Here is a 14905-nt window from a genome sequence, read left to right on the forward strand (position 1 = left end):
TTATATATCAACTTTGAATGCTGCTCCATGGTTCTTACTGCTGAGGACATTATGGTAACCATTCCTGATCCTGTTCCGCCAGATCTCACAGTTGAACAGGCAACCAAAATAATGTCAAGAGATCACAGAGGGTACGTCCTGGTTGGTGAAAAGAACGATGTTAAGGGGATTGTTACTGAGTGGGATTTTGTTAACAGCATAATTGCAGCCGAACGGGACCCAAAAACTGTTAAAATTTCTGAAATTATGAGCAAGGAACTGATATCTGTGGAACCTGATACTCCTACCAGAAAAATAACTGAAATCATGAGCAAAAAAGGAGTGAGAAGGATTCTGGTAGGAAAGAATGGGAAATATTCAGGGATAATAACATCCAAGGATATAATAAGAATTTTTGATGATTATGTTGAAAACATAGAAGTTGTAGCTGGTAAATTTGGAATTCTATGAGATTCTGAAAATTTTTTTATAAATTTTAATCAGATCATATGTATCACCGACACAATACTCATAGAACTTTTCTCTCTCATTTTTCCATAAATACCTTATTGCCTCTCCCTTTGACATATTTTCCATTTCAACTATATCCTTCTTTCTCATTAGTGGAAGGTTTTCATATTCCTCATAATCCATTATTTTTTTAAGTGACCTGATTTCATAGTCGCCTGTCAACTTATAGTGGTAAAGGGCCGACACATACATCATGTCAAGGCAGAAGGAAACTCCAAGATAGTAGCGAAGAGGCCAAGGTTGTTCACTGAATCTTATATTTATAAGTTTCTTCTGAATCAACGGAATGTCATAAGCAATATGATTGTAACCTATTATAACCTCCGGGTCATAACTGTCCATGAAAGAAGAGAGTTCTGAAATTATTGCAAATTCACTGTCACCCTCCGATATGAACACCTTTGATTCCTCCTCAAAGTTTGTTACTGAAATTGCTATGATCTGATCATCCTCAAGAAATTTTCCATTCACGATTGTCTCAATATCAATTGCAATTACCTTTTTTCTTCCATCAAGAATTTTGCGAAGCTGTTCAAGTTTTTCATCCAGATTCATGAGGCAATATGGGTAATTTTATAATTTATTTTATCATTGGCAGTCAATGAGATTTGCTTTTCGTGAATATATAGGAAGGAATGTTGACATTGACAAATTGATGATGGTTCTTGAGGATTTTCTTAAGGAGGAAGGATTCATAGTACACACACATAAGGATGGAAATTTCAGGGCAATACAGGCAAAGAAAGGGGGCGTTTTCAGGCCAATTCTAAGTGATGATCGTTACCTAACTCTCTTAATTTCAGGAAGTCCTAACAATTTAACAATAAGAGTTGGAGTTTCTGCAAAATTCAAGGGGGAGGAGGAATTCATTAAATCCCAGCACAATTATAGGAACATTTTCATAGAAATACCAGAGGTATTATGGATATATGAGTTTGAACATCACCTTTGGTTGCAGGTTGAGGATAGTCTTTCTGTTTCATATTTATGATTACCATTTCTGGCCAGTAAGCCTTTCATATACAGATACATAGAGATCAGAGACTTTCTTGATCAAATCTGAAGGAAGCGGGGGTATATCAGGTTCAGTTTCATTCTTTTCCCTTGCTTCATACAGTTTGGAATGATAACCTATGCTCCTGTAATACTGCCTGACCATCTCCTTTGACACTTCAATTAATTTTCCATTTTCATAATCTTTCTTCTCCCAAAATCTATCCTCATCAGCCGTACCGAAGGTGTCAACAACTATGGGATTCCTTTCAGCTCCAATTGCAAATTCCTTCTTTCCGTCAGCATGGATCAGGCCGCCATTTGATGCCTTTCTCTCAATAAGTCTATCAATTTTCAAAATGATCTCCTGAATTTCATTCAGTTCTTCACAGCTTATTCCACCAAGTTCCATGGCTTCCATTCTGCTCAAAGGCCTATCTGTTTTTTCAAACTTGGTGGTCATTTCAAAAAATGGTTCGTCCAGTTTCTCTCCAGGGGATGGAATGTTTTTCATTCCTACATCTGAAGGTTTTAATTTTCCAGATTTCATTCTGTCTATCAATGAACCGGCTGCATAATATCTCATTATGAATTCAAGGGGTATGAGATAATTTACCCAGAATTTGCTACCTCCTTTTTCTTCAACCCTGAATTTTTTTACTCTCATTGTTTTCTGGTCAATATTTTCAATAAAATGTGAATCTATATTCAGTTCCCTCTTAATTTCAGTGAACCAGTAGGCAGATGTTCTGCATAGTGATTTTCCCTTTTCAGGTATGTCATTCGGTATTATCTTGTCAAATACAGATATCCTATCAGAAAATTTGAATAAAAGTGTATTTCCATCATCATAAACGTCCTTAACTTTTCCTACCCTCACCAGATCCATGTTTCCACATATTAAAATGTTAAATTATTTTTGCGATGTTACATTTTCTGTGAGTTCCCTCAAATCTTCCTGAAATCTGGAAAGCAATGAGAAAACATTATCTCTGCTCTGATCATTCATTCTTTCAAGAAAAGGTCTCACCACCAGCTGTTCAATTTCCTCCTCAAGATACCACTTAACTGCAGTTCTCCTTCTTTTTGATCCAAGTAGTTTTTTCTCTTCAAGATATGATCTGTGTCTCCTTATCTCCTCAATCAAAGGGAAATAGGTTTTCTGGTCAGTGTTTGTGATTCCAAAAACCCTTTTCTGGTAATCACCCTTCCTCTCAATGGAAAGTAAATCTTCAATGTCTTTCAGGGCAAAGTAGGAACCTTCCCTATCCATCTTGTTAACTGCGTAAATGTCTGCTATCTCCATTATTCCTGCCTTTATTGCCTGAATTTCGTCACCAAGTCCTGGTGCCAGTATTAGACATATTGTATCTGCCATTTCCATCACATCAAGATCAGCCTGACCTGCTCCTACAGTCTCCATTATTATTGTATCAAAACCTGCTGCATCAAGAACTGCGACAGCTCCAATTGCCGATCTGGAAAGTCCCCCCTTAGATCCTCTGTTTGCCAGACTTCTCATGTATATGTTTTTCTCAGTTAGTTTTTCCTGCATCCTGATTCTGTTCCCGAGAAGGGACCCACCAGAAAATGGACTTGAGGCATCTATTGCTATCACAGCAACTTTATTTCCATTTTCTGACATAATAGACGCAATATTTCCAATGGTTGTGCTCTTTCCTATCCCTGGTGGGCCAGTGATTCCAACAACCTGTGCCATCCCACCTTTTTCGAATAGGCTCTCCATCATTTTCAACCTTGTATCCATCTCACCGTTTTCAATGATGGAAATCGCTCTTGCTATACTTCTGTGATCCCCTTTTATCACCCCGTCCATGACCAATTTGGTTCCCATCATTTTAATCCCATCTTTTTTGATCTTGCTTCGTAGGCTCTTTTCCTCACATGATCAATTATAACGGAGAGAGGGGTCCCAGGTCCGTAGTTCCCGGATACCCCTATTTTTTCAAGTTCTGGTTTATCTTCATCAGGAATGGTTCCTCCCCCAACTAGACTTATATCATCTATGCCTCTTTCCTTCATTAGATCGGCAACTTTTTTGAAAACTGTCATATGTGCACCATTTAAAAGACTGAGGGCTATTACATCAACATCTTCATTTACAGCCGTATCCACAACCTGTTCAGGCGTTGGCAAAAGTCCAGCATAAAGAACCTCCATGCCTGCATCCCTGAAAGCCTTCGCAAGAATAAGGACTCCTCTGTCATGTCCATCTATACCAGGTTTGGCCAGAAGAATCTTTATAGGTTTGTCCTTAAATAATTGCTGGTTCTTTCCATCCTCCATATATCTCCCTTCCAACATTTGAAATCTCTTCTATTGTAGCATAGTTCTCAACGCACTCCATTATGTATGGCATAATATTTTCATTCTCATCAAGAAATGCCTTTCTCAGTTTTTCAAGTGATTCTTTCACCTTCTTTTCATCCCTAGTTTTTTTAACTTCCATTATTCTTTTCAGCTGTATTTCCTCAGCTTCCCTTGATATCCTAAGTATGTTCATTTGTTGCTCTTCATCCTCAACATATTTGTTGACCCCCACCATTATTTCCTTTTCCTCTTCCAGTCTCTTCTGTCTCTTGTATGAAGTGGCAGCTATTTCTCTCTGAATGTATCCTTTTTTAATTGCCTCAAGCATACCTCCAAGTTCCTCTATCTTCTCAAAATACCTGTATGCCTCCTCCTCCATTTTGTTTGTGAGCCATTCCACGTAGTAAGAACCGCCAAGTGGATCTATAACATCTGTCACTCCTGTCTCTTCAGCTATTATTTGTTGTGTTCTCAGTGCAACCTTCACAGCCTGTTCGGAAGGAAGTGCCCAGGCCTCATCATAAGAGTTAGTGTGAAGACTCTGGGTACCCCCAAGAACTGCTGCAAGAGCCTCTATTGCAGTCCTCACAATATTGTTAAGGGGTTGCTGCCATGTCAGGGTATATCCTGAGGTTTGAGTGTGGAATTTCAGTGAAAGTGCCTTAGGATCAGTAACACCAAATTTTTCCTTAAGTACTGTTGCCCATATTCTTCTTGCCGCTCTCATCTTGGCTATTTCCTCAAAGAAATTAATTGAAGAATTGAAAAAGAAAGAAAGTCTCTGAGAGAATTTGTTTGGATCAAGCCCATTCTTAATTCCCAAATCAACATAGTAGAATCCATCTGCAAGAGTAAATGCCAGTTCCTGAACAGCACTGCTTCCAGCCTCTCTTATGTGATAACCTGATATACTAATGTAATTCCATTTTGGCGCATTCTCTGTGCAGTATTTCATCATATCTCTTATAATCCTTAGATGTGCTTCTGGTGGATATATCCATTCCTTTTGTGCTATGTATTCCTTCAGTATGTCTGCTTGAACAGTACCACCTATTTTTGAAAGATCATGTCCCTGTTTTTTTGCTATGACAAAATACATAGCAGTCAAAACTGCAGCAGGTGCATTTATTGTCATTGATGTTGTTACCTTTGAAAGATCAATACCATCAAATATTACTTCCATGTCCTTTAGTGATGTGACATTCACACCGCATTTACCAATTTCCCCTTCAGATCTTTTATTGTCACAATCATAAGCATACAGGGTTGGCATGTCAAATGCTATGCTCAGACCTGTCTCTCCGTGACTTATGAGATACTTTAGCCTTTTGTTTGTATCCTCTGGAGTTCCAAAACCGGAAAACATCCTCATAGTCCATAGTTTTCCACGATACATGTTTGGATAAATTCCTCTTGTAAATGGATAATCACCGGGATATCCCAGTCTTTTCTCAATTTCCTCTCCTAGATCCGATCTGTCATAGAGAGGATCGATTTCAATTGATGATGAATTTATGTACTCTCTTGGGACATATCCTGTCTTTGATTCCCATGGCTCAAGAAATTTTTTTATCCATTCTTCCTTTTCCTTTGATGTTCCAGATCTGTTCATTTCCTCGATCTGGTTTAACTTTTCAGACCAGAATCTATCCTTCGCCATGATAAGATTATCGAATTAAAACATATATTCTTTTTTTAAAAATATTATAATTATTATGATTTCAATTCATCACTCTGTATTGCTTTTCTGGTTCTGATTTTTTTAAATCTTGAATAAAGTGTAATAATGAATGGAACAGAACCAAGAAGAACAAGCAAAATAAACAAGAGTGAAAATAAGCTTAGAAAACCCTGACCTTGTAGAAGGAAAACTGTATCTATGCCATCAAAGAAATAGTGCATGGGTATGTCAACATATGGTCCAAATAGCATAAATCCGAAGGCAAATATGACACCTCCGATTGCAGCCTGTGGGATCTTGCTTATTGACCATTGTCCGTAAGCATAATGTGCAAAACCAAAAAGGAAGCTTGTTATGATTATTATGGCATAATCAATGTAGTCAAAACCTTTGCCAGTAAATTTTTTTAATTTTCCTGGATTCATAAAAGGGAGAGTATAAACCAGTTTTGACATTATTCCCGAATTTATTCCATTCTTTTCTTTATATCTTGCGAGGTCTCCTCTAAGGTAATATCTGATTAAAAGGTAAATGCCTATTGGTATAATACGGAATTCAAGCTCTTCAATTATTGGTGCGTACACCAGTTGATAAAAAATGAGAACTGGTTGTGTCAATTCAGCCTGTTCTATTGCTGGAGCAGAGATGGAAATTGATGAAAAGAAATAGAGTACGATCAAAATAATAGATAGTGTGTATGCAAATGAAGAACCACCCAGTATGAAACCAACTGGATTATCAAGCGGATCCTTTCCTATGCCTTTCAAATAGGAAGATATGATGTATACCACAATTATTATGTAAATAATAATTAAAACTATTACTGAAAAATAAAATTTGAGAAAAGGTATCAGGATAAAAACTATTCCCTGCGGAAAATCAAATACATCTGGGTAGTAAAAGTAAAACAGGGAGATATTTTTACCCAGTTCATTTACAATGTAGGAGGGCGAGTATAATGAAATTTGAAGTAATACTGAAAGGCCATAGAACATCATTGTGACAAAAAGAATGAAGAACATTAAGTAAAATATATCAGAGATTCCATACTTTCTCATTTAACAAATAAATCAAAAAATCATTATTAACAGTTTTCAATTTGTAAAATAAGCCATTAAAACATCGTCCACATATTCTCCGTTAATCTTAAAATGTTTTTTTCTTACACCTTCAATATGGAATCCCACTGATCTATAGAGAGATATGGCATTTTCATTTGTGGAAAAAACTTCAAGACTGAGTTTTTCAATACCATTTTCTTTTGCCCACTGTAATGCGAATTCTATCATTTTCTTTCCAAATCCCCTATTTCTGAATTCCTTCTCTATTGCTATTGTAAGTACACCCGTGTGAAATGTTTTTCTGTAATAACCTCTTTGAACCTTAAGTATTCCAACAATTTTTCCCTGAAACTCAAGAACAAGGTTAAGATCAGAAGGAGATTTTATAAGTTCTCTTTCACCTCTTTCAGAATAAAGGTAGTAGTCGCTAACCATGTATATTTTTTCATCCATCACGGATTGCATGCATTCAATTATGCCTGCAGCGTCTGAAACCTTTGCTTTTCTTATAATAATGTCATCTTCGCTGGAAACTTTCATGTTTACTTTCCAAGAAGCTTTTTCAATCTTTCTTCTGTTTCCTCAAGATCCTTCAGTATTTCCCTTAATTCTTCAAGAATCTTTCCCTTATTATTTATAAATTCGGGAGAAAGAAAAGCGCCCTCCATGGATGGCTCTATGACACCAGCCTTTTCAAGTATCCTTAGGGAATACCTTATTTTATGTCCGGGAATTCCAGTGGTTTGTGATATCTTTAATATTCCTGCGGGTTGTTCTATCATGAGAGTCTCTATTATCTTTATATGTCTTTTTGTTGTTTCCAGATTTTCCTTAAGTTCCTGAAACATACTGTGGGTCTCTTTGTTTTCCATACATTACCTCATATTTTATTTTTATAAATTCTTATCTGATAGATTTTCTGGTGGATAGATTATGATACCATTTTCCCTTACAATTTTATCCCCTGCAATCTTTTTTATCTCTTCAATCCTTTTTGAAATGTAGCTGTCAAATCTTTCTCCATCTTCAGATAGTTGTTTAATTTTCAACGCACTCCTTAGGAGGTATACTTCTAGCCTCAATTTGAATCTTAAGTCCTCATCTTCAATACTTTCCACATCAAGAAACTGCATCTCACATGTATAGTTAAAATCTCGTTATGTAATTTCCCATGGTTTCTCATGGATATAATTAAAGAAGAGGAATTAAAATCAACATACTTGATCAGGGACAATGGTAGAGAAGCACGGGTAATAATGGACGAAAATGAAATTTTTGATTACAAAACCAGAATGGAAATACCTCTCAATCAGCTATTGTCCCTTTCAGAGTTTCAAGGTCTTGTGGGTTTGCCACTGGGATTGCCAGACATTCATCAGGGGTACGGTTTTCCAATAGGTAGTGTTGCAGCATATGATCAATACAGTGGTGTTGTAATTCCAGGTGGAGTAGGTTACGATATAAACTGTGGTGTATCAATTGTGAATACTCACCTGAAAAAAGAACAAATTGGGGAAAAGTTGAAACACATTGGCGAAAGAATATTGAAGGAAGTACCTGTGGGGATGGCAAGATCAAAGAACAAAATTACTTTTAACGATCTTTCTCAAATATTGACAGAAGGTCTGGACTGGATGATTGAAAAATACCCGATTCAGAAATCTATTAAGGAAAAAAGTGAAGAGAATGGTTCCATAAAGGACACCGATATTTCAAAAATTTCTGAAACTGCATTGAAACGAGGGATCAATTATTTTGCCACACTCGGTTCAGGAAATCATTTCATTGAAATAGGTGAGGTGGATGAAGCATATGATGAAAGTCTGGCAGAACACTACAATATAGAAAAGGGAGACATCTATGTTATGGTGCACTGTGGTTCAAGGGGTCTGGGACATCAGATTGCTTCAGAATACATTCAAAAAGCAATAGAAAAGACAGGGAATATGGTAAGAGATAAACAAATGAGTTTCATTCCAATGAATGATGAATTATCACTTGAATATATCAATGCCATGAATTGCGCTGCAAATTATTCATTTGTAAACAGACAATTTATAATAGAGAAAATAATGGAAATTATTTCAAAATTTTCTGATCAAAGTGAAATTCAAAATACATTGCTTTATTCAATTTCACATAATATAGCTAGATTTGAAGATGTGGAATGGGAGGGCAAAAGAATCAGATCAATAGTTCACAGAAAAGGAGCAACAAGGGCAATGAAACCATCAGATTCCCACTTTGGGGGAGAAGGTTTCCCTCACCCTGTCATAGTTCCGGGAAGCATGGGGACCGAATCATTCATATTGTGTGGAAAAGAAGATCAAAACTATAGATACATGAGATCAAGTTGCCATGGATCGGGAAGAAAAATGGGAAGAAAAGAGGCAGAAAATCTCCTTTCGGTGGAAAAGGAAGCCAGTGAAATGAATAGAAAAAACATAATGATTTTCACCCCTACTGGAAAGTTTCCCATAGATGAGGCATCTCCTGTGTACAAGGATCCAGAAATTGTTGTAAGGCTGATGGAAGATGCAGGTGTAACTAAAAAAGTGGTAAAACTTAAACCTATGGCTGCGATAAAAGGATAGATGAGAATAGAGGGAAGGTTTTTCGTTGACGGTGAATTTTTAGAAGGTTATGTGGATTCCTCCAGCCTGAGATTCATTGAATCCTCTCAGTCAAGAGATAATGTTTTCATATTTCCATTTCCTGTAAATTCACACACTCACATAGGTGATTCATTTGTAAATGAAGAGCCATTTGGAACGCTTGAAGAGATAGTTGGTCCTGGAGGTTTTAAATTCAAGCAGTTTGCAAGCGTGAAACAGGAAACAATAACAGAATACATGATAAATTCAGCAAGATTTATGCTGAATAGATACACGGATACATTCATTGATTTTAGAGAGGCTGGCCCTAACTTGATTGAACAGATAGAATCTGTAAAAAAAATTGCCCCTGATGGTATAATCCTTGGGAGACCTGCCGATTCAGAGGAGTTTCAGACAATGAAAAATTACATTGAGGGGGTTAATTTTAGTGCGGTTTCAGATATAGACATGGAAAAATCCATAGAGATTTCAAGTGAGGCAAAAAAGGTTGGTAAGATAGTCGCAACCCACTTCAGCGAAAAAAAGAAAGAACCAGTTGAAAAGCTTTCAGAATTGAACCCAGACCTCGTTGTTCACTGTACTGCTCTCCAGAAAAATGAACTTAATGATCTGAAGGAGGTTTGCAGGAACATTGCAATAACACCAAGATCAAATTTTTTCCATGGGATATATGCTGATTATTCTATTTTTTTTAATGAATCCATTAATTTAATGCTTGGAACGGATAATGTTATGACTGCTGAACCCGATATTTTTACAGAAATGGAATTTCTTTATCGCATTTCAAGGAATAGAAATAGAATATCCCCAGAGGATATTCTTAAAATTGCCTTTTCAAACCCATATAAATTCCTTTATGGTAGAAGAGAAAAATGGAAAAGACTACTCATTGTGGAAGACGCAAGATTTTCCCCTTATAGGATGGTAACGTCATTCCATGCTATGAAAAAAATTAGTTCAGCTGTACTTTAATCTTTTTAGAAGAGAATGTTTATATTAGAGGGTTTATTTAGCGAAACAGAGGAAGATAATATTGATCAGTAGTAAGGCAATGTCTGCAATTCTTGTGGCTATGTTTTTAGCTATGATGGCAAGCGCTGCAGTGGGAGCGTCTGGAGCTCCACCATCCTCGCAAGTGTCTGTTAGCGAATATTTGTTGCAGGGTGGAAATCAAATAGGATTTTTAGCAAATCCAATAGTGTATGTAAATTCCACGGTTGGTTCATTTTCAGTTAGCCCTTCAGGAAATCCCGGAACACTGACACTAACATATGGAACTTACAATTTCACAGTGATGCCAGACCGTACAAGTATACAAGGTAATGTTTACCTGACTAACAAGTATAGTGAAATTGTTAACATAAATCAAGAGTATCAGACAGTGGAGATAAACATTACAGCAATATCAACAGTTTATGGAAGTGTAAGTGTTTCTGGCTTAAATGGACAGAATGTGACTGTACAGTTTTCAACAACAGAAGGTTATGTATTCAAAACAGCTTCACTGACTAGTGAGCCCGGGGTCATATCATCTAACATAATAGACAGTCATTTTCCAAACACAGAATTCTTTATGGCAAACATAATATATAATGGAAATACAGCAGACGGAGTTCAGGCATTTGAGCTTGCGCTTGATTCCAGTGGAGCCGCAACCATATACCTGGGAACTAATGTTGTGGATTATTTTGGAACAGTTATTAATAAAACATCTGGCACCCCAATTTCAAGTTTTTCAATAGATGAAGTTAATGTTTCTAAGGATTATTCTTATTCAAAAGTCACGTTCTCTAATGGCATATTTTCAATTGATGCATATAAAAATATAAGCCTGTATGCAGTTGCAAATGGATATGAGCCTATGTCGCTCAACAGAACTGTTCATACTTACGATATGGTATCAACAGTATCCTCAATAGCAACAAAATACAAGCTTTCCAAAAATCTCAAATATGCAAACGAGACAATTATTTACAATCTCTCTTATACCGCAATTCCAGATGTATCATACAGTTATCTTCCAACACTTTCTCTTCAGATTAATGCAATAAATAAATCATCTACAATTAAAAATTTCACTGAAATTTTTGAAGAACAGGTTTTGAATTCACTTCCTAACAATACATATTTCAATTTCCAGGTGAATTCATCCTATTATTCAGTCAACAAATCAAGTGAGAGTGCAATTAAAATTAAATATAACAGTACAAATTTGATGGCAGAATTTTCTGTCTCATATTATAACATGAATATGAGTTCAAAAGACTACAGAAATGCCACAATGGACATATTTGCAAGAGGATACAGTTACACTCCAGGAAAAATACTGTATCCAATTTATGTTGCATATAATAATTCAACTTATTCAGTTAAAAGTGCAACTTCTTCTGTAACATTCGGCAATCCATTTGAAATATATCCTGTTTCAAAGTCAACGGACGTTAAAGTAACATTGGCACCCGGACAGAAACCTTATTTTGTTATTTCTAAAATTATGGAGTACTACAAGGGATTAATGACCTCTAATACAGTGTTGAACAGTTCATCAAAGAATCCAATCATAATAGCACCATACAACTACAATTTCAGTTTAAATGTAAGCAATGCATTTTACAATCCTGTTACAGGGCAATTTGAATACAATCTTCCTGGAGATATGTTCTCGTGGAATGTCAGTGGTACCATGTATTCAGGATATAATATAACACTGAACCTTACTAAATCAACTGTTGTCACTGTAACTGGTAGAAGTTCCTCTGGCTACTATAATTCCTCAAACATTTTAATATACGTTTTGAACAGTTCATACGCCCCATTCATAAATATGAGTTACTCTGTTAACGGAAAAGAAAAATATCTGAACAGCACAGTCACATCAACAGGAAAGGCACAGATATATGTTATGCAAAATCAGGCTGTGACATTCGATGCAACAGCAAGTTCACTTAATGTTACGATTAACTCTGTGAAATATTCAATTTCACTTTATTACTTGTGGGATTTCCCAACATTCAGCACATCAGGGGGAACCGCAACATACAGTTTCACCACTCCATCTTTTGTTGATCCAAACCAGAGTTTCTATCTCAATGTGTCAAGTGCCGGAAACACTAAAACCTCATTGAAGGTCAGTGTGATTGTAAACGACACAACATTACCTGTACCAACGCAGACCTTAATGTACAATGGAAAGAACACATCTACTATAACTGTTGGGTCACCGGATGTAATTACAGCCAATTACACCACTGATTCATATTATCCTGTTTCAAAATTGACATTCAACTGGTCATTCCAGTACTCCAATGGAACTGCATTACCATCAGGAAGTTATTCTGTAATATCGTACAATGTGTCCGACATAAACTATACAAAATCAAACTGGGTGATGGTAACATTCTTCACATTAAATCCAGTAACCGTATCCCTTAAGGTTACAGATCCATCAAATCTGAGCGCATACAGCAATGTATCTTACAAATACTCATATAACGGGCCTCAACTGAAGATAAGTGCCCTGTACTTTACGGGATCTGTAGCACAGGGTGTTTCATCATCACTGCACGTAAATGTTACCAACATAGGAAATTCAACAGCAACCGGAATTAGTATACTTATTTTCGATGGTTCTTCACTTCTTGTGAATGACACCTTTGTTTCTGCCACACTCACAAAGAATCAGACAAAGACATTCAACATAACTGTAAACATGCCAAATTCTGGTTCACAGGTATTAAAAGCAGAGGCATTCACATCAACCCAGCCACTTTACATTCAGGATCAGAATTCTCTTTCAAAGACAATAAGTGTTGGAGTAAATCCTTACAGAATACCTATAGTTATTGCTGTGATTGTCTTAATAATAGTTGTAATAGCTCTGGTTTATTACAGATACTCAACAGGCAGATTCCCATTGATTTCAAGAAAACAAACTCAACAGAGTCAGACTATGCCAGTTCAACAACAAAAGAAGCAGGACACTGTGCAGAAGTCTGATAATCAGGGAAATAAAAACAATAAAAAGAATTAAAAATTAAATTTTTACATTTTGTTTACTTTTTCTAGACCCAGTGTTTTTATGGCATCATTCATTATTATGCTATAAATTCTTGTTAATGCAAGTCTTCTCCCCTCAATTCCATTTTTCTCTCCCAATACCCTGCAATTTTCATAAAATACAGTAAATTTAGTTGCAAGTTCATAACAAAAATTTGCGAGAATGTCTGGTCTAAACATTTTGAAACTTTCCATTAGAATAAAAGGGTACCTGTACAGATTGACAAGGAGATCCTTTTCCTCCCTCCTGAAATCATCAAAGGTATGATTATTAATTGAAGATTCTTTGGAAAGGATGGAATTTGCCCTTGTTAAGGAATACAGTATGAATGGCGCTGAATTACCTTTAAAATCCAATGCCTTATCCCAGTCAAATGTTATGGTCTTACTTGCATTTATTCTTACCATGTCGTACCTTAATGATGATCTTGCAATATTTTCCACAATTGTATTGTCAGTATTTTCATCACCTCGTTCCACCATTATATTTTTCAATCTCTCTATCATTTTATTGTAAACATCCTTCAATGCGATGGCATTACCCTTTCTGGTAGACATTTTCCCTTCAGGAAGATTTACATATCCATAGAACACAAAATCTAGCTCATTAGGATATTTCATTAAATCACTTAGTATATATCTCATTATTTTTCCATGTTCCTTGTGATCCTCCCCAAGTACAACCACACACCTGTCATAATTTGAAAATTTGTACATGTGGTATGCAACATCCCTTGTCACATAAAGGCTTGTACCATTTGATCTTCTCAGGTATATTTTTCTCACCCCAGGCACATCTATATACATGGCATTTCCATCCTCTTTCAGTTCGTCTTTTAGCATCTCAAGAACTCTTTCTGTCTCTCCTGATGTTATGAATTCGGATTCCCAGTTATACTCATCAATTTTTATACCTATTTTACTAAGATCTATGTTTATGTCATCAAGCATTATTTGACATAATTCTCTTATTTTTCCAATAATCTCAACATCTCCGTTTTCATATCTCTCCATGATCTGTTCTGCTTCTTTCTCACTACCTGTTTTCTCGAAGTAATCATATATTTTCCTGTATCCATCAAGAAGTATTTCTGGGGTTGGTTTTTCACCCTTGTGAAATTTCTCATAACCCAGATATAGTGAAACAACCTGTTTGCCTGAATCGTTGACATAATACTGTGAGGTAACTCTGTACCCCATTCTGTCAATAATCCGTACAATGGTATCTCCAATAATTGAATTTCTCACCCTCCCCATGTGAATAGGGCCCGTTGGGTTTATGCTGGTATGCTCAACAGAATATCTTTCAGGGTCCTGGAAAACTTCAGGATAAAGTCCTTTTTCAATTGCCTCATCATACAGATAATTAAAAAGAGCACTCCCGTCCAGCTCAATATTTAAATAATTTTTTTCTAAATTTGCCTCTTTGATCCAGTTAAAATTTTTTAATTTTTCCATGTATATTTTGATCTCTTCCTGAAAATTTTTCCTGTCAGCCAGTCTGAACGTCTTTATTGCAATATCAGTATGACCAGTATTATCGAATTCAATATCACCAATGGTAAGGTCAAATATTCCATCTGAAAGTTTGACCAACTTTTCCTTTATATTTTCAAACAGGAGCATCTCAATCTTATGGTAAATATTCCTGATCT

Annotated in this window: 15 protein-coding genes; 5 read left to right on the top strand and 10 right to left on the bottom strand. The window is 36.1% G+C overall.

The window, feature by feature from the left end; translation table 11 throughout:
• Positions 1-27 precede the first annotated feature (27 nt).
• Positions 28-450 carry a CBS domain-containing protein gene (locus tag ACNF4Z_RS03605; protein ID WP_458327883.1) on the top strand — a complete coding sequence of 141 codons (423 nt, stop codon included), beginning with the start codon at positions 28-30 and terminating at the stop codon, positions 448-450.
• Here the strand turns inward: ACNF4Z_RS03605 and ACNF4Z_RS03610 are convergent.
• Complete coding sequence (locus ACNF4Z_RS03610) at positions 445-1065, bottom strand: 3'-5' exonuclease (protein WP_458327884.1); 621 nt, start codon at positions 1063-1065, stop codon at positions 445-447. The genes ACNF4Z_RS03605 and ACNF4Z_RS03610 overlap by 6 nt on opposite strands.
• A gap of 46 nt (positions 1066-1111) precedes the next feature.
• On the opposite strand from ACNF4Z_RS03610, the gene ACNF4Z_RS03615 reads away from it, so the two are divergent.
• Positions 1112-1501 carry a hypothetical protein gene (locus ACNF4Z_RS03615; protein WP_458327885.1) on the top strand — a complete coding sequence of 130 codons (390 nt, stop codon included), beginning with the start codon at positions 1112-1114 and terminating at the stop codon, positions 1499-1501.
• Here ACNF4Z_RS03615 and ACNF4Z_RS03620 read toward each other — a convergent pair whose 3' ends face one another.
• The 8 genes from ACNF4Z_RS03620 to ACNF4Z_RS03655 are packed head-to-tail and all read right to left on the bottom strand — an operon-like array spanning position 1502 to position 7709.
• A complete protein-coding gene (locus ACNF4Z_RS03620) occupies positions 1502-2392 on the bottom strand; it encodes a phosphoribosylaminoimidazolesuccinocarboxamide synthase (RefSeq protein ID WP_458327886.1) in 891 nt (296 codons plus the stop codon).
• A gap of 24 nt (positions 2393-2416) precedes the next feature.
• Entirely contained in the window at positions 2417-3361 is a 945-nt protein-coding gene (meaB, locus tag ACNF4Z_RS03625) for a methylmalonyl Co-A mutase-associated GTPase MeaB (protein WP_458327887.1), read from the bottom strand.
• On the bottom strand, positions 3358-3810 hold the full coding sequence (locus ACNF4Z_RS03630; protein WP_458327888.1) for a cobalamin B12-binding domain-containing protein: 453 nt from the start codon (positions 3808-3810) through the stop codon (positions 3358-3360). The genes meaB and ACNF4Z_RS03630 overlap by 4 nt, the downstream gene beginning before the upstream one ends.
• Positions 3779-5494, bottom strand: coding sequence for an acyl-CoA mutase large subunit family protein (locus tag ACNF4Z_RS03635; protein ID WP_458327889.1), 1716 nt, complete (start codon positions 5492-5494; stop codon positions 3779-3781). The genes ACNF4Z_RS03630 and ACNF4Z_RS03635 overlap by 32 nt, the downstream gene beginning before the upstream one ends.
• A gap of 53 nt (positions 5495-5547) precedes the next feature.
• Positions 5548-6573, bottom strand: a complete 1026-nt coding sequence (locus ACNF4Z_RS03640; RefSeq protein WP_458327890.1) for a CPBP family glutamic-type intramembrane protease — start codon at positions 6571-6573, stop codon at positions 5548-5550.
• 36 nt (positions 6574-6609) lie between these two features.
• On the bottom strand, positions 6610-7116 hold the full coding sequence (locus tag ACNF4Z_RS03645; protein ID WP_458327891.1) for an N-acetyltransferase family protein: 507 nt from the start codon (positions 7114-7116) through the stop codon (positions 6610-6612).
• A 2-nt stretch (positions 7117-7118) separates the two neighbouring features.
• A complete protein-coding gene (locus ACNF4Z_RS03650; protein WP_458327892.1) occupies positions 7119-7448 on the bottom strand; it encodes a transcriptional regulator in 330 nt (109 codons plus the stop codon).
• A 21-nt stretch (positions 7449-7469) separates the two neighbouring features.
• Complete coding sequence (locus ACNF4Z_RS03655) at positions 7470-7709, bottom strand: hypothetical protein (protein ID WP_458327893.1); 240 nt, start codon at positions 7707-7709, stop codon at positions 7470-7472.
• A gap of 48 nt (positions 7710-7757) precedes the next feature.
• On the opposite strand from ACNF4Z_RS03655, the gene ACNF4Z_RS03660 reads away from it, so the two are divergent.
• The 3 genes from ACNF4Z_RS03660 to ACNF4Z_RS03670 all read left to right on the top strand — a co-directional run bounded on the left by ACNF4Z_RS03660 (position 7758) and on the right by ACNF4Z_RS03670 (position 13224).
• On the top strand, positions 7758-9170 hold the full coding sequence (locus tag ACNF4Z_RS03660) for an RtcB family protein (RefSeq protein WP_458327894.1): 1413 nt from the start codon (positions 7758-7760) through the stop codon (positions 9168-9170).
• Positions 9171-10166 carry an amidohydrolase family protein gene (locus tag ACNF4Z_RS03665; RefSeq protein ID WP_458327895.1) on the top strand — a complete coding sequence of 332 codons (996 nt, stop codon included), beginning with the start codon at positions 9171-9173 and terminating at the stop codon, positions 10164-10166.
• A 61-nt stretch (positions 10167-10227) separates the two neighbouring features.
• Positions 10228-13224 carry a hypothetical protein gene (locus ACNF4Z_RS03670; protein ID WP_458327896.1) on the top strand — a complete coding sequence of 999 codons (2997 nt, stop codon included), beginning with the start codon at positions 10228-10230 and terminating at the stop codon, positions 13222-13224.
• 11 nt (positions 13225-13235) lie between these two features.
• Here ACNF4Z_RS03670 and argS read toward each other — a convergent pair whose 3' ends face one another.
• A complete protein-coding gene (gene argS, locus ACNF4Z_RS03675) occupies positions 13236-14876 on the bottom strand; it encodes an arginine--tRNA ligase (RefSeq protein ID WP_458327897.1) in 1641 nt (546 codons plus the stop codon).
• Positions 14877-14905 lie beyond the last annotated feature (29 nt).

This window comes from Caldiplasma sukawensis (assembly GCF_052315375.1).
GTDB lineage: Archaea > Thermoplasmatota > Thermoplasmata > Thermoplasmatales > Thermoplasmataceae > Cuniculiplasma.

Bases quoted from the DNA above. Each gene is read 5' to 3' on its own strand.
- ACNF4Z_RS03605 (WP_458327883.1), top strand. From the start codon at position 28: ATGGTTCTTACTGCTGAGGACATTATGGTAACCATTCCTGATCCTGTT.
- ACNF4Z_RS03610 (WP_458327884.1), bottom strand. From the start codon at position 1,065: ATGAATCTGGATGAAAAACTTGAACAGCTTCGCAAAATTCTTGATGGA.
- ACNF4Z_RS03615 (WP_458327885.1), top strand. From the start codon at position 1,112: ATGAGATTTGCTTTTCGTGAATATATAGGAAGGAATGTTGACATTGAC.
- ACNF4Z_RS03620 (WP_458327886.1), bottom strand. From the start codon at position 2,392: ATGGATCTGGTGAGGGTAGGAAAAGTTAAGGACGTTTATGATGATGGA.
- meaB (WP_458327887.1), bottom strand. From the start codon at position 3,361: ATGATGGGAACCAAATTGGTCATGGACGGGGTGATAAAAGGGGATCAC.
- ACNF4Z_RS03630 (WP_458327888.1), bottom strand. From the start codon at position 3,810: ATGGAGGATGGAAAGAACCAGCAATTATTTAAGGACAAACCTATAAAG.
- ACNF4Z_RS03635 (WP_458327889.1), bottom strand. From the start codon at position 5,494: ATGGCGAAGGATAGATTCTGGTCTGAAAAGTTAAACCAGATCGAGGAA.
- ACNF4Z_RS03640 (WP_458327890.1), bottom strand. From the start codon at position 6,573: ATGAGAAAGTATGGAATCTCTGATATATTTTACTTAATGTTCTTCATT.
- ACNF4Z_RS03645 (WP_458327891.1), bottom strand. From the start codon at position 7,116: ATGAAAGTTTCCAGCGAAGATGACATTATTATAAGAAAAGCAAAGGTT.
- ACNF4Z_RS03650 (WP_458327892.1), bottom strand. From the start codon at position 7,448: ATGGAAAACAAAGAGACCCACAGTATGTTTCAGGAACTTAAGGAAAAT.
- ACNF4Z_RS03655 (WP_458327893.1), bottom strand. From the start codon at position 7,709: ATGCAGTTTCTTGATGTGGAAAGTATTGAAGATGAGGACTTAAGATTC.
- ACNF4Z_RS03660 (WP_458327894.1), top strand. From the start codon at position 7,758: ATGGATATAATTAAAGAAGAGGAATTAAAATCAACATACTTGATCAGG.
- ACNF4Z_RS03665 (WP_458327895.1), top strand. From the start codon at position 9,171: ATGAGAATAGAGGGAAGGTTTTTCGTTGACGGTGAATTTTTAGAAGGT.
- argS (WP_458327897.1), bottom strand. From the start codon at position 14,876: ATGCTCCTGTTTGAAAATATAAAGGAAAAGTTGGTCAAACTTTCAGAT.